Origin of the sequence: uncultured Gimesia sp. (genome assembly GCF_963972345.1) — a bacterium.
Classification (GTDB): domain Bacteria; phylum Planctomycetota; class Planctomycetia; order Planctomycetales; family Planctomycetaceae; genus Gimesia.
In genome coordinates, this window is record NZ_CAXAVM010000150.1 from 1 (window position 1) to 17,678 (window position 17,678).

The 17,678-nt window shown below is 51.5% G+C and carries 15 protein-coding genes and 1 pseudogene; 13 read left to right on the top strand and 3 right to left on the bottom strand.

Features of this window, described 5'->3' with window-relative positions; all coding sequences use genetic code 11:
- Positions 1–1,053, bottom strand: a 1,053-nt coding sequence (locus AACZ40_RS20850) for an FAD-dependent oxidoreductase (RefSeq protein WP_339675711.1), incomplete at its 3' end; no start/stop codon positions are given.
- A gap of 101 nt (positions 1,054–1,154) precedes the next feature.
- Between AACZ40_RS20850 and AACZ40_RS20855 the strand changes: the two genes are divergently transcribed.
- The 10 genes from AACZ40_RS20855 to AACZ40_RS20900 all read left to right on the top strand — a co-directional run bounded on the left by AACZ40_RS20855 (position 1,155) and on the right by AACZ40_RS20900 (position 12,489).
- Positions 1,155–1,868, top strand: coding sequence for an FCD domain-containing protein (locus AACZ40_RS20855; RefSeq protein WP_291171014.1), 714 nt, complete (start codon positions 1,155–1,157; stop codon positions 1,866–1,868).
- A gap of 34 nt (positions 1,869–1,902) precedes the next feature.
- Positions 1,903–2,970, top strand: a complete 1,068-nt coding sequence (locus AACZ40_RS20860; protein WP_291171012.1) for a hypothetical protein — start codon at positions 1,903–1,905, stop codon at positions 2,968–2,970.
- A 207-nt stretch (positions 2,971–3,177) separates the two neighbouring features.
- Positions 3,178–3,897, top strand: coding sequence for a GntR family transcriptional regulator (locus AACZ40_RS20865; protein ID WP_291171010.1), 720 nt, complete (start codon positions 3,178–3,180; stop codon positions 3,895–3,897).
- Positions 3,887–5,047: a sialidase family protein gene (locus tag AACZ40_RS20870; RefSeq protein WP_291171008.1), complete on the top strand. Its 1,161-nt coding sequence runs from the start codon at positions 3,887–3,889 to the stop codon at positions 5,045–5,047. Before AACZ40_RS20865 ends, AACZ40_RS20870 begins: the two co-directional genes overlap by 11 nt.
- A 249-nt stretch (positions 5,048–5,296) precedes the next feature.
- The gene (locus tag AACZ40_RS20875; protein ID WP_291171005.1) at positions 5,297–6,205 is read left to right on the top strand and encodes a DUF1559 domain-containing protein; all 909 of its coding nucleotides are present in this window, start codon (positions 5,297–5,299) and stop codon (positions 6,203–6,205) included.
- 157 nt (positions 6,206–6,362) lie between these two features.
- Positions 6,363–6,779, top strand: a complete 417-nt coding sequence (locus tag AACZ40_RS20880; RefSeq protein WP_291171003.1) for a hypothetical protein — start codon at positions 6,363–6,365, stop codon at positions 6,777–6,779.
- Positions 6,780–6,792: 13 nt separating this feature from the next.
- Positions 6,793–7,893 carry a sialidase family protein gene (locus AACZ40_RS20885; protein WP_291171001.1) on the top strand — a complete coding sequence of 367 codons (1,101 nt, stop codon included), beginning with the start codon at positions 6,793–6,795 and terminating at the stop codon, positions 7,891–7,893.
- Between the two features lie 305 nt (positions 7,894–8,198).
- Complete coding sequence (locus tag AACZ40_RS20890) at positions 8,199–8,354, top strand: hypothetical protein (RefSeq protein ID WP_291171000.1); 156 nt, start codon at positions 8,199–8,201, stop codon at positions 8,352–8,354.
- A gap of 401 nt (positions 8,355–8,755) precedes the next feature.
- Positions 8,756–9,181, top strand: coding sequence for a BlaI/MecI/CopY family transcriptional regulator (locus tag AACZ40_RS20895; protein ID WP_291170998.1), 426 nt, complete (start codon positions 8,756–8,758; stop codon positions 9,179–9,181).
- On the top strand, positions 9,181–12,489 hold the full coding sequence (locus tag AACZ40_RS20900; RefSeq protein WP_291170997.1) for a carboxypeptidase regulatory-like domain-containing protein: 3,309 nt from the start codon (positions 9,181–9,183) through the stop codon (positions 12,487–12,489). Before AACZ40_RS20895 ends, AACZ40_RS20900 begins: the two co-directional genes overlap by 1 nt.
- A gap of 358 nt (positions 12,490–12,847) precedes the next feature.
- Here the strand turns inward: AACZ40_RS20900 and AACZ40_RS20905 are convergent, their stop codons facing one another.
- The gene (locus tag AACZ40_RS20905; protein WP_291170995.1) at positions 12,848–14,071 is read right to left on the bottom strand and encodes an IS4 family transposase; all 1,224 of its coding nucleotides are present in this window, start codon (positions 14,069–14,071) and stop codon (positions 12,848–12,850) included.
- Between the two features lie 251 nt (positions 14,072–14,322).
- Positions 14,323–15,189, bottom strand: coding sequence for a hypothetical protein (locus AACZ40_RS20910; protein ID WP_291170993.1), 867 nt, complete (start codon positions 15,187–15,189; stop codon positions 14,323–14,325).
- Positions 15,190–15,879: 690 nt separating this feature from the next.
- Here AACZ40_RS20910 and AACZ40_RS20915 point away from each other — a divergent pair.
- The 3 genes and pseudogenes from AACZ40_RS20915 to AACZ40_RS20925 form a co-directional block, all read left to right on the top strand.
- Positions 15,880–16,044 carry a hypothetical protein gene (locus AACZ40_RS20915; RefSeq protein WP_291170992.1) on the top strand — a complete coding sequence of 55 codons (165 nt, stop codon included), beginning with the start codon at positions 15,880–15,882 and terminating at the stop codon, positions 16,042–16,044.
- 298 nt (positions 16,045–16,342) lie between these two features.
- The gene (locus tag AACZ40_RS20920; RefSeq protein ID WP_291170990.1) at positions 16,343–16,834 is read left to right on the top strand and encodes a hypothetical protein; all 492 of its coding nucleotides are present in this window, start codon (positions 16,343–16,345) and stop codon (positions 16,832–16,834) included.
- Positions 16,835–17,013: 179 nt separating this feature from the next.
- Positions 17,014–17,678, top strand: a pseudogene (locus tag AACZ40_RS20925) (hypothetical protein); the annotation flags it as partial.

The following is a 17,678-nucleotide window of genomic DNA, read 5'->3' on the forward strand; positions in this document are numbered from 1 at the left end:
ATCGATGCCTTCGGGCGGATGCAGATCCAGCGACCAGCCACCGCAGGCAATCGCATCCGGAAAATCGCGGGACGAAAGCAGATCGTGTTCGGTTAAAATGTGCTGTCCGATAAACCGGCGGCTTTCGCGTTTGCCTGGTACGAATCCAAACCAGTCGAGCGCCCAGTGTGCCGCCTGAAACGGATCTTCATCGGCGGGCGTTCCCTCTGGTCCGTTTTTCACATGATCCCAGATCCCCATCACAATCGCCAGCAGTTCATCCCTGATGCGTTCATTCTCTTTGATCGTATCCAGCACACCACCCCACTCGGCCCACCAGTAACCATACTCGTGCGTCGGCTCTTCTTCGCCCGGCGTGGCATACAATCGCAGCTTCAACTCCGCAGGATCAAACTTCCGCGCCCACCCGGGTGCCACAAAAGGCATGGGCCGCTCATGCCGTCGGGCCTGCATCAGAATCGTCGAGCCCAGTCGATGTTGATCCGCCGTCTCCGGAGCCAGACTTTCCTGAAACTGCTGCCGCCCTTCCCGACCTTCCATGAACCGCGCGCCAGCTTCAGCCGCCAGTCGACCATCGCCGGTACAGTCAATAAAAATGTTCGCGTTGATCGTGAAGCGGTCTTCCGTACTCTGCCGTTCTGCAGTCGCACATTCAATCTGGTCACCATTCAAATGAACTGACGTCACACACGTATTGAGCATGAGTGTCAGATTGGGTTCGGCCTGGCATTTCTCGTACAGGATCAGATCGAACATTGAAGCCGATCGCTGCGGATTGCGGATGCAATTCTCCAGTCGCAACTCTTCAATAATCGCCCCTTCGCGGGCCTCCGTCTCCAGTTCACGCCCCCGATCAAAACGCCCTGTACCATTCGCGCCAACAATATGCATGCGGACTTCGCTGGAGGCATTTCCGCCCAGCACTGAGCGATCCTGGCACAAAATCACCCGTGCGCCACACCGCGCCGCAGCCAGCGCCGCACAGCAGCCCGCCATGCCTCCGCCGGCGATCAGAATCTCGGAATTCAGAATATGCTCTTCCAGAATCGACATTTTAACTTCAGACCCTTTATTGTTTGACACCCCGTTTAAATGGCATATAATAACCTTTTCTACTGACTATTCAATATATATTGCTAATATTGCGATCTGTAATGACACTTATTCAAAAAGAACCGCCTCATTCGCTGGCCCTGGAACTCTCCGAACGGATTCGACACCGGATACAGTCCGCGGAATTTACGGACGGTGATTTTTTCCTGACCGAAGCCGAACTGGCGGAAGAATACCAGGTTTCGCGGCGTATCGCCCGCGAAGCCGTCAATCGCCTGTGCGCCCTGGGACTGCTGGAGGGTCGCAAGCGCAAAGGGCTGATCGTCCGCCATCCCGATCCGGTTGAAGTCTGGGCCAACTGCCTGCCTTCACTGGCGCGTTCGCAGGAGAAGCTGGCCGAACTCGCGTCATTCCGTTATGCCCTCGAAGTCGGTGCGGTGGAACTGGCGATTAAGAATGCCAGTGACGCTCAAATCGAAGCGCTCACAGAACTCGCCGAACAGTTCAAACAGATCGCCCGCCAGAAAAAAGACCGCCCGCGCCGCATTGAAACGGAACGGCAGTTTCATGGCCTGATCCTGGAGATGTCAGGCGTGCCGCTGATCGCTGACATGCAGAAACTGCTGGCGGCTCTCTTCGAAACATCCTATCCCACGCGAAAATCTCCCATGCTGGACGATGATGTCAACGAACGCATCATCTGGCAGCACTTTGAACTGGTCAGCGCGATTCAGGATCGCGATGTGGAACGGGCACGCTCTGTCATGCGGGCTCACTTGAAATACCTGTTGATGCCGGAACGGGAAATCGACTGAAGAACCGACACTCTATCTCAGAAAGTGAATCACCATGAAGAAAACACAATCCTGCCTGATAGCCCTGTTGCCTCTGCTCTGCTGCAGCATCATGTCCCTCACTGCTTTCGCTGCGGATGAGAACAATGACCTGCCCAAAGTGGAAGTCAGCAATGTCCACCAGGTTTTTGATAACGGCGAACACAATGCGTTTACCGATATGATTGAATTCAAGGGGAAATACTACCTCACCTTCCGCACCTGCCCGGGGGGGCACATGCTGTTTCCGACGTCGCGTATCCTGATCATGCAGAGTGATGATGCAAAAACCTGGCAGCAGGTCGATGAATTCTCCGTCCCCAAACGGGATGTCCGCGATCCACATTTCCTGATTTTCAAAGACAAACTGTTCGTCTATTCTGGCACCTGGTATTGCGGCGACTCAGCCCCGAAAACACGAACCATCAACGAGCACCTGGGCTTCGCCGTCTGGTCTGCTGACGGTAAACAGTGGTCAAAACCGATCATGCTGGAAGGCACCTACGGCCATTACATCTGGCGGGCCGCCGCTTATAAAGATAAAGCCTATCTCTGCGGTCGCCGCATCCGCCATTTCGCGAAAGACGACCAGGGACGTGAACTGATTGAAACCGCCATTCTGGAAAGCGACGACGGCCTGGTCTGGAAAACCGCCGGGCTGTTCAATGAAAAGCAGGGTGACGAAACCGCGTTTCTCTTCGAGGAGAACGGCGACCTGCTGGCTATCGGCCGCAGCGGTTCAAATCCTGCCTGGGTGATGCGATCACGGCCCCCCTTCGAAACCTGGGATCGCAAACAACTCGACCGTTATATCGGCGGACCGCTGCTCGCCAAATGGGGTGATCACTATCTCGTCGGCGGCCGTCAGCGCAAAAACGGGAAATATGTAACCTCTCTCTACTGGTTCAAGGATGATGAACTGCACGAATTCGCTTCACTTCCCAGTGGCGGAGACAACTCGTATCCCGGCATCCTGATTCTGAGTCCCGATCACGCCCTGGTATCCTATTACTCAAGTCACGAAAAAGACGAGGATGGTAAACCGATCACCGCGATCTATATGGCCGATCTGAAACTGAAATAACTGCCATTCCAGTGAGTTCGAGAAGGGAAAGTGTCCTGCGGGAGGCTTTCCCTTTTTTTTCGCTATCGCATCACTGTATCATAGCGATACCGGTTGCTGCATTCAGAATCGACGGCTTTCATCTCAAAACTTGACGTCGCCGATATATCACGATATATTAAATTCATCAAACCAGCCCTTTCTCGAATGCGATAGCAGTGGACGCTGATGGAAGACACTTCAAAAAATCTCACCGAATATTCGTATCAGTATATCAAACAGCAGATGGAGCAGAATGTGCTCTCGCCGGGCGCCCGCCTGGTGAACCGCAAACTGGCTGCCGAACTGGGTGTAAGTGCGATTCCCGTACGTGAAGCGATCTGCCGCCTGGCATCAGAAGGTTTCGTGGAACACATCCAGGGCTCCGGTGCCTTCGTCCGCGAGATTGGACGTGAAGACCTGGATGAACTGTACGTGTTGCGTGATCTGCTCGAAAGCTTCGCCGCCGGGGAAGCGGCCCTGTATATTACTCCACAGCAGCTGGACGATCTGCAGTTCCTCATTGACGAGATGCGCGAAATCACTGTTTTACTCAACGAACGGAACGCGAAACATACCACGCCGGCCCAGTTCAATCGCTGGGTTGACTGCGAAACCGAGTTTCATGAAATCCTGATCGAAGCCTCGCGGAATCGCCTGCTAAAAAAAGTCATCCAGGAGCAACGGGCCATTACCGATGTCTTTTATGCCCTGCGTCAGCTGAAACATAAAATCATCACTCCGCAAAGTGCAGAAGAGACCTGTGCGGGCAAAGAACAGATCCTGGCTGCCTTTCGTAACCGGGATGCAGATCTGGCGCGCCAGATCATGAGCGAACAGATCCAGGCAGGCCGTCGCGACGTCCTGGCTTTTATGAGAAAACAGGAACGAGGCCGTAATGCAACTTAAACAGCTGGAAACAGGAATCCTGTTCAAAAATGCGAAACCGCATGTGAAAAGCGTGCACGCTTACTTCCCCTCGGTTGCCGCTCTGCCCGATGGCTCTCTGCTTGCCATGTATATGCTGGGGGAAGCCTTTGAAGCAGTCGACCTCAAACTGCACCTGTCCCGATCGTTTGACCAGGGGCTGACCTGGGAATACCAGGGGCCGATCAATACCAGTGTCACCGGGCGACAGACTTCTACATTCGGGCGGCTCACCGCGACGGAATCAGGCGAGCTGATTGCGAATCTGGTGCGATTTGATCGGACCGACTTCCCTGACGAAGGCTTATGCAATCCCCAGACTCTGGGCATGGTCCCCTCAGAACTGTTACTGATCCGCTCCCTCGACCTGGGCCGGACGTGGTCAGAACCAGAAGTTGTCTCTCCCCCCCTGGAGGGTCCCGAATTCGAAATGTGCAGCCCGATCACGCAACTCACTGATGGTCGCTGGATCTGGCCGACTTCCACGTGGCGCGACTGGGCCGGCTTTTTACCCAACGGAAATCGCATGCTGGCGCTGGTTTCCACCGATCAGGGCCACTCCTGGGATGAATACCTCGACATCATGCATAGTGAGGAAAACAACCTGATCTTCTGGGAATCCAAGGTGGTGGAATATCCTGACGGACGCCTGCTGGCAGTGGCCTGGTGTTACGACGAAGCGACGCAGACAGATCTCCCCAATCATTATGCGGTCAGCGACGACGGAGGAAACTCCTGGTCGGAACCTGCTTCCACTCAGATCGCAGGCCAGACCTTAACCCCCTGCCTGCTCGAAGATGGCAGCCTGCTGAATATTTACCGTCGTATGGATCAACCGGGGCTCTGGGCCTGCCTGTCTCGTTTAGATGACACAGGCACCTGGATCAACGGAGATCAGCAGCCCCTCTGGGGACACAACATGCTGGAAGGCATTACGTCCACAGGCGAAAACATGTCAGATAATTTCGCCGCACTCAAATTTGGTGCGCCCCATATCACCCGACTGCCCGATGGCGAATTGTTTGTCACCTTCTGGTGTTACGAACAATGCGTCAGCGTCATTCGCTGGTTCCGTTTTCAGGTAGACCCCGAGCATTCTGTTCAGACCAGCCAATCTGCTGTCAACTGCTGAGTATTACCTCAATCGCAACCATTGCCTGTGCCTGCAGAGTGACTGTGCCAGGGTCCGGCTTCTGAGGAAGGTATCGCTTCGCCTCCGCTGCTGCTGAAATATTATTTTTGTGATTCAGCAGACTTTTTCCATTTTTTAATTGATATTATAACCAACCATCACGATGATATATCATAATATATCTAACTACTATCAGATTGAATCCGCTCGTTATCTCATTCCTGTATCATCCGTTTCGGGGGAACACCCATGCTGTCACACAATTCGCAGCCGAACAGAGCACAAAGAGCTTTTACATTAATCGAGTTACTGGTCGTGATCGCCATCATCGCGATTCTGATTGCACTGCTGCTGCCTGCCGTTCAACAGGCCCGGGAATCAGCCCGCCGCAGTACCTGTAAGAACAATCTCAAACAGATTGGCCTGGCTTTGCACAACTATCACGAGACGCACAGCATGTTTCCCTTTGGTCGCAGTTTTACCGATAACTCCACCTCTGCCCCGCAGAACTTTGGCTCGCAGATGTGTTCCACCATGTTGCTCCCGTTTCTTGACCAGACAAATATCTATAATCAGTTCAATTTTCTGAATGCATTCAATCACTCTTCGAACGCCCCCGTCACGCAACAGAAAATCAACGTGTTTCTCTGCCCCAGCAACCCACAGGACGAGGGACTCAACTGGACCGGGGCCGGCGGACCTGACGACTCCTGGGGCAGTCACTATCAGCCGGTAGCACATAGCGGCCGCGACGGAAACCCGGCCCGTGATGGCCAGGACGCCGTCGGCTTTAACAAGGATGGGGTCTTTTATCGCAATTCAAAAACCCGCTTTCGGGATATCCTGGATGGGTCCAGTACCACACTGGCTTTTGCAGAAACGGTCGGCGACAAGCCCGGTTCACACGAACTGTTTGCCTGGGGTGCCTATGGGGGCGGCGGCATTGGCGTTCGCAGCGGCATCAACGCTAATTTCCCTCTGCTCACCGGCTGGAGCTGGAATGGAGATGACTTCACCGGGCCGGGCAGCTACCACACCGGTGGTTGTCATTTCCTGCTGGCAGACGGGGCAGTCCGGTTCCTGTCAGAAAATATCGACCTGGGAACTCTGCAGGATCTGACGACACGCGCCGGCAGCGAAGTCATTGGTGAGTTCTAGAGTACATCACATTTAACCATAGCGTCTCTCAATCTACTATACGTGGCCCAAATGGCCTTGAAGGCGCTACAGTAAAACGGGACACCGTCTGAAGTTTCCTGGCTTTATCAGAATATCATTCCCATTCCAAGGCACCTCTTCTACCTGGTATCAGCATATGAGCAAACTCAAATTCCTCTGCGGCTGCCTGTTACTCCTGACCGGTTGCGGCCAGGCTACTGACGAAATGGAACTTACTGCCGTGAAAGGCACGGTCACCTACCAGGGCGATCCGATCCAGGAAGGCGTGATACGTCTCGTGCCTGAGAAAGGAAACACCGCTCCGGCGAGAACGACCCAGATCAACGCCGGAACATATCTGTTCGCCGACCGCTCGGCAGTCAAACCGGGCACCTACCAGGTGGAGATCAGCGCCTACCAGGGAGAGACGGGACTGCCCGGTGATCAACCCGCCGGCAGTTCCACCAGCCGAAAACAATATCTGCCGGAACAGTTCAACACAAAATCCACGATTGAACCACTCACCATTCCGCCGGACAGTGACCCGGTCCAGCATGATTTTAATCTTCAATAAAAAAAGGCCCGCCATGAAAATGCATTTGAATTTTCCTGCCTTCTGTAAACTCGGATTCGGCCTGCTGTTGCTGGCTGTCATTTCCGTCACCAACCTGAAAGAAACGCGGGCGGAATCGCGGTTACTGGTGGAAGCCACCAAAGAACTGCCGCGACATGGCGAAGGTTCATTGATCACCCTGGATAACGGTCGCCTGCTGCTCGTCTATACCCAATGGTACCATGGCGCCGGCGATGACCATGATCCGGCACGCCTGGTCGAAATCCATTCTGATGATGGCGGCAAAACCTGGTCTGCTCCCCAGACGGTGCAGGAAAACATCGGCAAGATGAATGTAATGTCGACCAGTCTGATCAAAACGACGAGCGGAAAATTACTGTTGACCTACATTCGCATCGACAGCAACCGTTTTGCCAATCTGTGGTGCAAAATATCGACCGATGAAGGAAAGACCTGGAGTGAACCCCGCCAGATTTCTCAAGGTACTGAAGGCGTGATCTTCACTGTCAATTCCGCGGCCATCCGCCTGAAATCAGGTCGCATCCTGCTGGCCGCCTATGGCTCACCCAGCGCCTGGCAGAAAGACGAGCATTTCCGATCCTACAGCTATTATTCTGATGATGAAGGCCAAAGCTGGAAAAAATCAGTCAACGAGGTCGACTGCCCCCTGCGCGGCGCCATGGAACCGGAAATCGAACAGTTGAACGATGGTCGCATCCTGATGCTGATCCGCACCCAGACCACGCGCATGTATCGCGCCTTCAGTAACGATGGCGGCCAGACCTGGAGCCCTTCTGAGAAAACGGATATCGTTCACCCCGAAGCCCCCATGCAGCTGCAGCGAATCCCCGGCACCGATAAACTGATTCTGATCTGGAACAATGCGGTGGTCCCCGGAGCCGATCACCAGGGTCCGCGCACACCACTGACCATCGGAATTTCCGACGACGAAGGCGAAACCTGGAAACAGCTCAAAAACATCGAAGAAACCAAAAATGGCTCCTACAGTTATGTCAGCATGGCCTTCCGCGACGACACACTGCATCTGGTCTACTATGGACCAGGGGGTCTGCGCTATCAGTCGATTCCGGTTAAACAACTGCTGCAGGATTGATACAAGGCCCCCAAAGGGTTTTAAGGCTAGAGGCCGATGTGACACTTAGTAAAAAAAAAAACAAATCAGAAGAGCTAAAGGGGGCGGGTCTTTTTTCAAAGACTCCTGCCCCTTTTCCTTTCTCAGCAGCAAGAGGATTCCAGACAATTTAACATATGTTTGGCACAGGATGAGTGATAAAATAAAAACTGAATAATTCCTGGATGAGTTTCAGGCACAATCCAAAAATTGATTCTGACCTTAAATTACTTCGCTCCAGATTATCTATCATCTGCCATCGCAACCCTTGCCATGAGTCTTCCCCAATGAAACAAAACTATTTTTTATCACTGTTGATCTTTGTTGCCGTGCTGGTGCTGTTAAATTTCTTCTTTCAACTGCATATTTCCATCTTTGGCAGTATCGTCCTGACGATCGTGGTCAACCTTGTGTTGAATCTCATTTTCAGCCGCAAACCCTAAATCAGGAAAGTGCGTCACCGATGTTGCTCAATGATTATCCATCACCAGCAGAAGGCATATAGGGGTCAGGTTTTTTATATTCAAAGAGTCCTGTCCCTTTACCTGTCCCTTTATCTTTATCCAGGTATTTCTGCTACCAACAAAGGGTATGCAAAGAGACTAAAATATTTGATTCGGATGGTTGGTTCTGGGGTGCTGATGTCAGTTAGTAAGGCTGCTGCTTTGCGGTTCTGCCTGCAGAAGCAGATCAACGGTTCCGGACACCTTTATTTGATTGCATTCGAATTGATCAGATTATTCTTGGCATATTTAGACATTTGTCTAAATATGCATTGACCACAAATAGACGTCTGTCTAAATTGGTGATGTATATGAAACACCAGTTACTTCAGGAGCTTTAGATGGCAAAGAATTCCAGGAGTGGTCACCCCGTTTCTCAAGATCTACCTGAGGCAGAGCTTGAAGTACTGGCTTGCCTCTGGAATGCAGGTGCTTTGACGGCTGGCGAAATCCGAAATCAATTAGAGTCATATCGTCCGATGGCTCATGGTTCTGTGCTTACGCTGCTCAATCGATTGTCTGAAAAGGACCTTGTGAAGCGAGAGAAGTCAGGACAAGGCAAATCATTTGCTTACCGCGCGACACGAGGTCCAAAATCCACTCATCGTCGAATTCTGCAGAAGCTCAGACAACGAATATTTGGTGGAAACTCAGTCGCGATTGTGGCATCCCTGCTGGAAAGTCAACCCACCAGTCCGGAAGAAATTGAGGAACTCAAGGCTCTCATCGAACGTCTTGAACAGAATCAGAATCTGGAGGACAAATAATGTCCGTTGATACAATTAATTCCGTGGCCGATGCGTGGCTCTTTATTGTGAAGCACATGGCCTGGCAGTCCACTGTCGTCGCATTGCTTATCTTTGTCGTTGTTTTCTGGAAGCATCGTATTTCAGCAAATATTCGGTATGCGTTGCTGATGCTGGCTCTGATCAAGTTTGTTGTGCCACCGTTTTTTGCAATGCCGGGTGGAATTTTCAGTCAGTGGGAAATATCAAACGGTGCTTCGGTTGAAAAGACATCGCGTATGGTATCCGAACTCCCACCAGAAGGTGAGAATCTGGTAGTGCCGTCTTTCGAATCAGTAACACGTGACAGAAGTGATCTGCCTGTTACTGTTCCGAATAACCCGAAGAAAGAAGTGAAATCGACTACCGAAACAGCTGATTCCCCGGTTTCGATAATTTCCTCATCATTAAAAATCCAGAAAGAACTGACGGTCAGTATCAGTTCCATTGCCTGGTTAATGATCGGCTCCGGCATCGTAACCCTGGCGTTTCTGCTGTGGATGGCGAAAAGCAGCTTTCATTTGATGCGAATCATTGCCTGCTGTAAGGAAGCAGATGGTTCGATGCGGGAAGAATTCAGAAAGCTGACTCATTCAATGGGATTGCGCCGCCGCATACGTTTGCTTTTAAGTCCGGCCCCCGTGACTCCGATGGCATGTGGCGTGATTCAGCCGACCGTCATTGTTCCCGCAGCAATGCTAACTCAACTGTCGGCAACTGAGCAGCGTGCGGTTTTTGCGCACGAACTGGCACATCATCGTCGTTTGGATCCTGCTGCACTTTGGATTCAAGGTTTCATTCGTGCTCTCTGGTGGTTTCATCCAGTGGTATGGATGTTGCATCGAAACCTGCAGCGTGTCCGGGAACAATGTTGCGATGATCTTATTGTGGTTGAGAATCTGGTAACGAAAGACGAATATTGTGCAGCATTAGTCCGTGCACTGGAGTGGTGCTCTGTGCGAACACGGATTTTACAATTATCTGCATTGCAGATGCGACCGCTTCAGTCTCGTATCACACGTGTTCTGAATCCACGGGTCCGTCGTTCGGCCAGGTTATCAAAGCTTGCCTGGGGAATCGTGATATTCTTGTGTGCTGCCATACTTCCAGGTCTTGCCTTACGGTCTGGAGACGCTGTAGCAGATGTTCCCACAACGAATAAAAGTGAGCAGCAAGAGAATGACCAGGCGGTGATAGCATCGAATCCCGACCACGCCGAAATCGGTGGTTTGATTCTCGACGAGAAAGGCAATCCCGTAGAGGCAATCGTGCATTGCAGTCATGTGATAAATAACGTTACTGACTACCAGTCAACGAGGACAGCTGCAGATGGTCGTTTCCATTTTGATGATATTTCAGCAGGCAGATACACATTAACAGTCGCTGCTGCAGGGAAAAGTTACACCGGCACGTACGTCTCTGTTCAACCGGGGCAGATCGAACGGAATCTGAAGCTCATTGTTTCTCGTCCCGAATCACTGGTTCTCAAGATTCAGGATGAACTGGGAAAACCCATTGCCGGGGCCGAGTTTTCCTACGTCAGCTGGAATGTACGTGGCGGAAGTCGATGGTGGCTTCAGCAGGAGTGGCTTGACCGAATGAAAATTGCCTGTCCCACATCAGATGCGGAGGGCAGGCTTGTGATCGAAGGAATTCCAGCAGATGTTGATTGTAACGTGCTCGTCAAACACCGGGACTATGTCAACGGTTTAATCGAAAACGCCAGAACATCAAAAGAGAACACAATCACTCTGGAAAAAGGAGTGCCTGTAGAAATTCAGGCAATCGAGGCAGAAACTGGGAAGCCTGCGACAGAAGCCATCGTCAACATCTCAGGTTATCCGAAAAGTATTAACGTAAGAAACGTTCCCGTAGATTCGGAAGGCAAGTATCACACTCGATTCCCGATCATCTCGAATCTCGTCGATATCAGTGAGCGACATCCATCGCTGGCAACAACTGAATGGGCTCGAGTACATGATGGAACGGCTCACAGTAAGTATAAATTCAAGCTATACCGCCGAGGAGCAGTCCGCGGACGTGTATTGAGCACAGATAACCAGATGCCGTGTTCCGGAGTGCAGGTGCAACTCATCAGCAACCGGTCAATTATTCTACGCAGTTACACCGACAGTGAGGGACGCTTCGAAATGACCCCGCCGTCCGGCAGATTTGGAATTATTGTGGGAACTGGAAATGGTTTCTATGGGGAAGACAAGTATTGGAAAGACGTCCGCATTAAACCTGGCGAAACGACGGAGCTGGAAGATCTAAAAGCCAAACGGCTTCCTCTGATTCGCGGTGTCGTGCTTTTACCGAATGGTCAACCTGCCGTCAATGCATTGGTGATGCAGGGCGATCAGCAACCTCAGTCCGTCTTAACCGATGAGAATGGACGGTTCAAATTGCAAATGATGCATAAGCCATGGGTCGCAAATATCATGGCGTGCCATTTGACTGAAAAGTTAAGCTCGGGAGTGAGCCTCTCGGTTTCCAGCCTGGAAGAGGGGACTGAAGCACGCATTCAACTTGAGCCGGAATCAATGTTGATCGGCTCAGTCGTCGACGCAGCAGGAACTCCGCTGGAAGATGTAGATGTGACACTTTGGTCAGTCTATGGTGCTAAAAAAAGAAGTGAATTCAGAAGGCTCTCGACCCATAAAACGGATGCTTCAGGTGAATTTCGCACTTGGGGATTAAGCAGACATCAAAAGTATCAGGCATCGGTCAGCGTAACGGATAATACCCAATTACCTGGATTCGTCAGCGTCAAATCCGATACGACTCAACTTCTAAAACCAGTACAACGCCTGGCACCAATCAAACTTGATTCCCAGATCTATCGTAATGATAGTCAACCCCCGGCTTCGGCTGCGGAGATCGTGTGCCGTGACTGGATCAATTCGGACGAACTGAATCTGGATTCACTCCGCGGCAAAGTTGTTTTACTGGACTTCTGGGCCACATGGTGTGGACCTTGTATGGCAGATTTGCCCAGGCTTCAATTGGCGCATGAGCTTTACGGGGAAAAAGGATTGGTGATTATTGGCCTTCACCATAATTCCGTTTCAACAGACGAAGTAAAAGCGTTCGTAAAAAAACGGGGACTGACCTTTCCGATAGGAGTCGATACGTTGTCTGGTGAAACTTGCGGCAATTATAATGTGAACAGCTATCCGACGAAGATTTTGATTGGCCGTGACGGAAGAATCATTGCAACGGAAATCAGCACTGCAGAGTTACTGCCGATTCTTCGAAGAAATGTTCTCTATCATAACGATCAAAAATAGATCGAATGTACGAACTTTATATTATGCCTGAATCCGCAAAAAGGTACGAGTTCTTCATGTGTGTAGTGAGGGCCAAAGGGGGCTGAACTTTTTTTATTCTGCCCCCTTTATAACCCTGGGTATTTTCAACTGCAGGGAGTGAGGGCTTCTTTTATAATGCTTTGTGAAACGTGAAAGAAAAGGGATAAAGGGGTCAGGACCAATCCTGTTCGGCCCGTTAGTTGCTCTCGGCGGCTGATTTCAGGATCAGGGCATTGAGTGATTGTAAAATCTGCGGGGAGATGATGCGAGTGCTGGCTCTCAGAGAAATCGGCGCAGCGTTAAGTAAGGCAGACGAGACGCATCGGCGGCCCGCGAATCAACTGTTCTGTTTTTGCAACTTTGAAATGTGCGACAACAGCTCTTCTTCATCACACATGCCGGTGAAGTACCAGCAGATCATTTCATAGGTACGCAACGTCGGCTTACGACCGGTCCACAGACTGATCAGCATGCTGGCGATGATCGCACAGTAAGTCTGAATCTCAATGCCGTTCTGCGACCTGCTCAACAGATGACGGCAGCCCAGCGTGTGCTTGAAAAAACGGAAGAAAATCTCAATCGTCCAGCGATAACGATACATCAGCGCAATGATTTCCGCGGGAACGTCCAGCAGATTGGTCGCGATCCGTAACACGCCATCGCAGTTCGGCCCCGTGCTCTTGCCGCCATAGCGGGTGCGCTTCTGATGCGGTTCCATCTCGATCAGAATCAGCCGCAGGCGATGGTTCGGTTTTGATTTTGCTTGAACTGATCCGAGTTGAATGATCTCATCGCTCATCACATGGGCAGCCCTGTCTGCGTCTGTCAGTTCCTGTTCTGACAGAACATCGTAGACACTGTTATCCCGGATCCGGCAGACATAGCTACTACCGGCATCAACAATGCGGTTAAAGAGTTCGAATTTCGCATACCCGCGATCCATCACATACGTTCGGTCCGATTCAACGGCACGGTCCATAACGGCCCGTTCATCGAATTCTCCTCCGCCGGTGGGGGTGACGTCGATCCGCGTCGGCACGTGGCGGTCCACTTCAAAGTGCGTGTGCAGCGTCCAGTTCATCAGGTTGGAATGACCGGATTGTGTTTCGAGGAACGAAGCCTGGGCGATGCGGGGCAAAGCGGTAATCACGGTGCCGTCGACCAGGGTCATTGTGTGCCTGATTTCCTGCAGTCGGCTCTCTTTCGCAATCGGCGCCAGCTTATCCCCCAGGGCGGCAATGATCGGTTTCAGACATTCGGAATCAAAAACAGCGACAGATTCAGAGAGTGAACCAAGAGAAGCACGGGGGCACTTCAGTTTTTTCTGAACCTTTTTGAGTTCACTGGCCTGCTGCAGGCCACGGAGAGACGTCACGATGGGATTGAACAGGTAGAGCAGGATCATCGTACAATACTGATCCATGTGCAGACTGCGATTGCCAGCGCGATCACGTTCACAGCCGACGTCATGCAGTTCCTGCAGCAGACTTCCCAACTGACGGAAGTACTTCAGTCCGGTGATGTCCTGTTCTTCAATCTCGGCGCGCTTCGCTTGTGGCATGACAGATATCTCAAGCGGTCAACGCACCTTCCTGCCTGCAAATTGACCAATTTACAAACCACGAACGTCACGAAATACACGAAACCTCTCTATTCGTGGTGATTTTTTACAGGTAGCATAAACCGTGCCGAACAGGATTGGGTCAGGACTCTTTTTAAAGACTCCTGACCCCTTATACATCCGACAGACGGTTAAGACAGTCAAACTAGTCAAACATTATGACAGTTGCTGACGCCTTTTCTGCTCTTCGTTTACTCTATTATGCCAAGAAGACACGAATCCCTTAAACTGCGATCCAGCTCAAGGCAACGGGTCAATAATCGCAAATTGCGAATATTGACAGGTGCTTCAGGAGAGAGAATATGCAGAATTCCCGATGTCACTTCGTCGCTGGATGACATATTCTGAATCTCGTAAACACAACATGGCTCGATCACAGAATTGTTGTCAACGAGAGCACAAGGTATAAAAGAACCAACTTCCGGACCAGTTGACTTTGCTTCCATTTTGATATTTGAGCGGAAGGCGTCTTCAGTCTGCGCGTCAAATTTTGCCAAAAACGGATCATCGATGGCGTTATCAGAAAGTGGACCAAATATAGGTTCAATAACTTTCTCCCAACAAGTCCGCCAGCCATGTACCTGGTCCCAGAATTTTAGATGCAATAGCACATTACACGAAACCTGGAAATGTAGCTGATCTCGATTCGTTGTTACGAATTTTCCAATCGCTTGCTCGGCTATTGAATTCGGAAGAGCAAGATCAGTCGACCGACACGCGATCGAAGCTACGCTGCTCCTATCTGAATCAGATTGACCGGCTTCACCACCAATCTCAAACTCCAACTCCATTTCTGTAACCCACCCTCCCTCACAAGCTAGCACAGGCCCTCGATAGTCAGTTGAGACAACAGCCGCTCGTATTCCTGTGAAAATCAAAGGTGGAGGTACGTGGACAGCCACTGCCGTCAATATCTTTAAAGGATATTCAATTGGAAGGAACTCCAAGCCTTCAGGCATCTGACAGGGGAGTTTCCCTGGATCTTGTACCGATAAATCATCTGAACTTATATCCTGGCCTGGTAATACATAGTATGAATACTCAGAATCAGGTCTCATTATAGCACCTTAGAAATTCCGGATAGCTTAGTATGGGTCTGGACTTTTTTTATTCTGCCCCCATTATAACCCTGGGGATTTTCATCTGCGGGGAGTGAGGGCTTCTTTTATAATGCTTTATGAAACGTGCAAGACAACGTAAGTACAAGCACTGTCGAGCAAGCCGAACTGTGGACCGCGCACTTCAGATTTTACAGGAGACAGTGCAATTAAGATAGAGGTTTCGGGGTGCCATGGCCGGCTTGTCCGGCCGTGTCGAGTGGGGGGGGTTTATGTTCCGGATTAAATGTGGCAGCTGTGACCTCCTGCTCGCTGCGCTCGGCCCGGATTTTATCCGGGCTCACCCTCTTTTTTCTTTCGTGGCGTTTTGTGTTTTTCGTGGTTCAAAAGTCTGACAGGGATGTTTCATTCTGTTCCCATTGTGCGCGATGCCGGGTTGATACTCGCCAGGCGGGCGGACACATGGGTCCGCACCCTACGACGATAGGGTTGGCTTTGTTGTTCTGATTTGTGAGTCTGCACTGACAGTTTCCTGTCGCCTTTGGCGACCCCGGATTACATCCGGGGCTACCCCCCCCTCTTTCTTTCGCATTTCTTTCTTTCGTAGTAGCCGAACGGTGTTAGCTGCGGTTTTTTGCGAGCGAGGTATAAAACCGCGGCTGAAGCTCAATGGCTCAGGTGGGACGTTCTATGGTGAATATCGATGACACCTTTCTGATCCTTCCTTTGATCTTTCAGTGGTTCGGGATTTTCATCTGCGGGGCGTGGGGCGTTTCTTTTATAATGCTTTGTGAAACGGGTAAGGGAGCCGTGATCACCTTCACCGTTGGGCAAGCCAACGGTGCCACCCGCTGAATGCGTGGGGGAGCCTGGTTCCGAATTGTGCGTGGCAGCTGTGACCTCCTGCTCGCTGTGCTCGGCCCGAATTGTATTCGGGCTCACCCTGTTTTTCTGAGTTGGGATGGTTACCCAAAACACTGTCGGGCAAGCCGACAGATGGCACCCGCAAGGGTAAGAGGACATTGAATTTTTGTCATTTTTGTGGGGTTAATTCTTGTGTTCGAGCTGTTGAACTGGAGTCCGTTGGCTGGGGGTTTGTGGTTCCGTTGCATATTGGATTATTTTGTGGAAGTGCGTGGGGAGGTCAAGAGGGATGAACAATATCATGTGGCGATACGGGTTGACAGGGGACCGACCTGCTGCGACGTCGGGGCGGTGCCGGGGCGAAGCTTTGCGATGTGTGGCGACACGCAGGGTGACATCACGAACGAGTGTGCTTTCAGGCAGTGCAAATCGGGAAAAAACAGGCTCATTTTTAGTGAAGATCAATAACAGCTGTCGCGTGTTTCGGTGCTCTGTAAACTGGGCACGCGCGCGACCCAAAACAGCGCTTATCGCTGTCGGCACGCAGCGGTCAAGTTCATTTTATGCAGCGGGAGTGCGGAAATGTGTAGCAGCAGGTGTGGGAAGTTCAGTCCTGCAGGCGAATGGCGGCGTGGGTGGTGAGGCCTGCGTTGACCACGAGCAGCGTGATGCCTGGGGCGTCGTTCTGGAGCCCCTTTCTAAAAAAGGGAGAAACGGTTCATCCCAGTGCAACTGCTCCTACCAGATGCAGGCCTGGTTTGCATTGGAGGGTAGCGAATGAAAAGACATAAGCCCCGAAATCGAAGTAAACCAGTGGAATCTCGTTAAATTGAAATTTATCCGGTAGCTCTGCAGGAACGCTTGCGTTACGGTTCCTGACGGGTCACTGTTCCCTTTGTCTCAACTCATGGAACTCTGGTAAATCGAACTAACGGGCCCCCAGCAGGGAGATCGAAGCTGATGAAATATCTGATTGTGTTCGCAGCTGTCGTTGCACTGATTGCGACAGGAGTCGCTTCTCACCCACCGGGGGGAAATGAAGACCATGACAATCAGCGACCGGAGGGCCCTCCTCGTGATCCTTTTATGATGCTGTTTGATACAGACCGGAATGGCGAGATTTCCACACAGGAAATCGAACAGGCTTCGGGTGTACTCAGGAACCTGGATCGTGACCAGAGTGGCACGCTGACACGCGATGAACTGCCGCGGCCTCCTCATCCTCCGCGACATCACCCTCCGCACAGGGACGAGCATCCACGACCGGAAGCAGGTCGTCCCCCTCACTCGCGAATTGAGGCTCTGCCAGATCAACAGAGACAGAATGCCGATTTAAGAAATGTGCCTGCAGACTCTGTCGTTTTCACAGGCGGATACGAAACCGATCTGCGTGATCACGGACGTCCGGTCGCACTGATTGCCGCCGCCCTGGGTGTAGAACCGGAAGTCTTTCGACAGGCATTCAGTAATGTGAAACCGGCGCGGGGTGGCGCTCCCTCCGCTGCACGGGTACGCGCGAACAAAGAAGTGCTGATGTCAGCCCTGGGAAAACAGGGCATCACCAACGATCGGCTGGATACCGTTTCCAATTACTATCGCTATCAGCCTGAGCGCGGGGGGCTCTG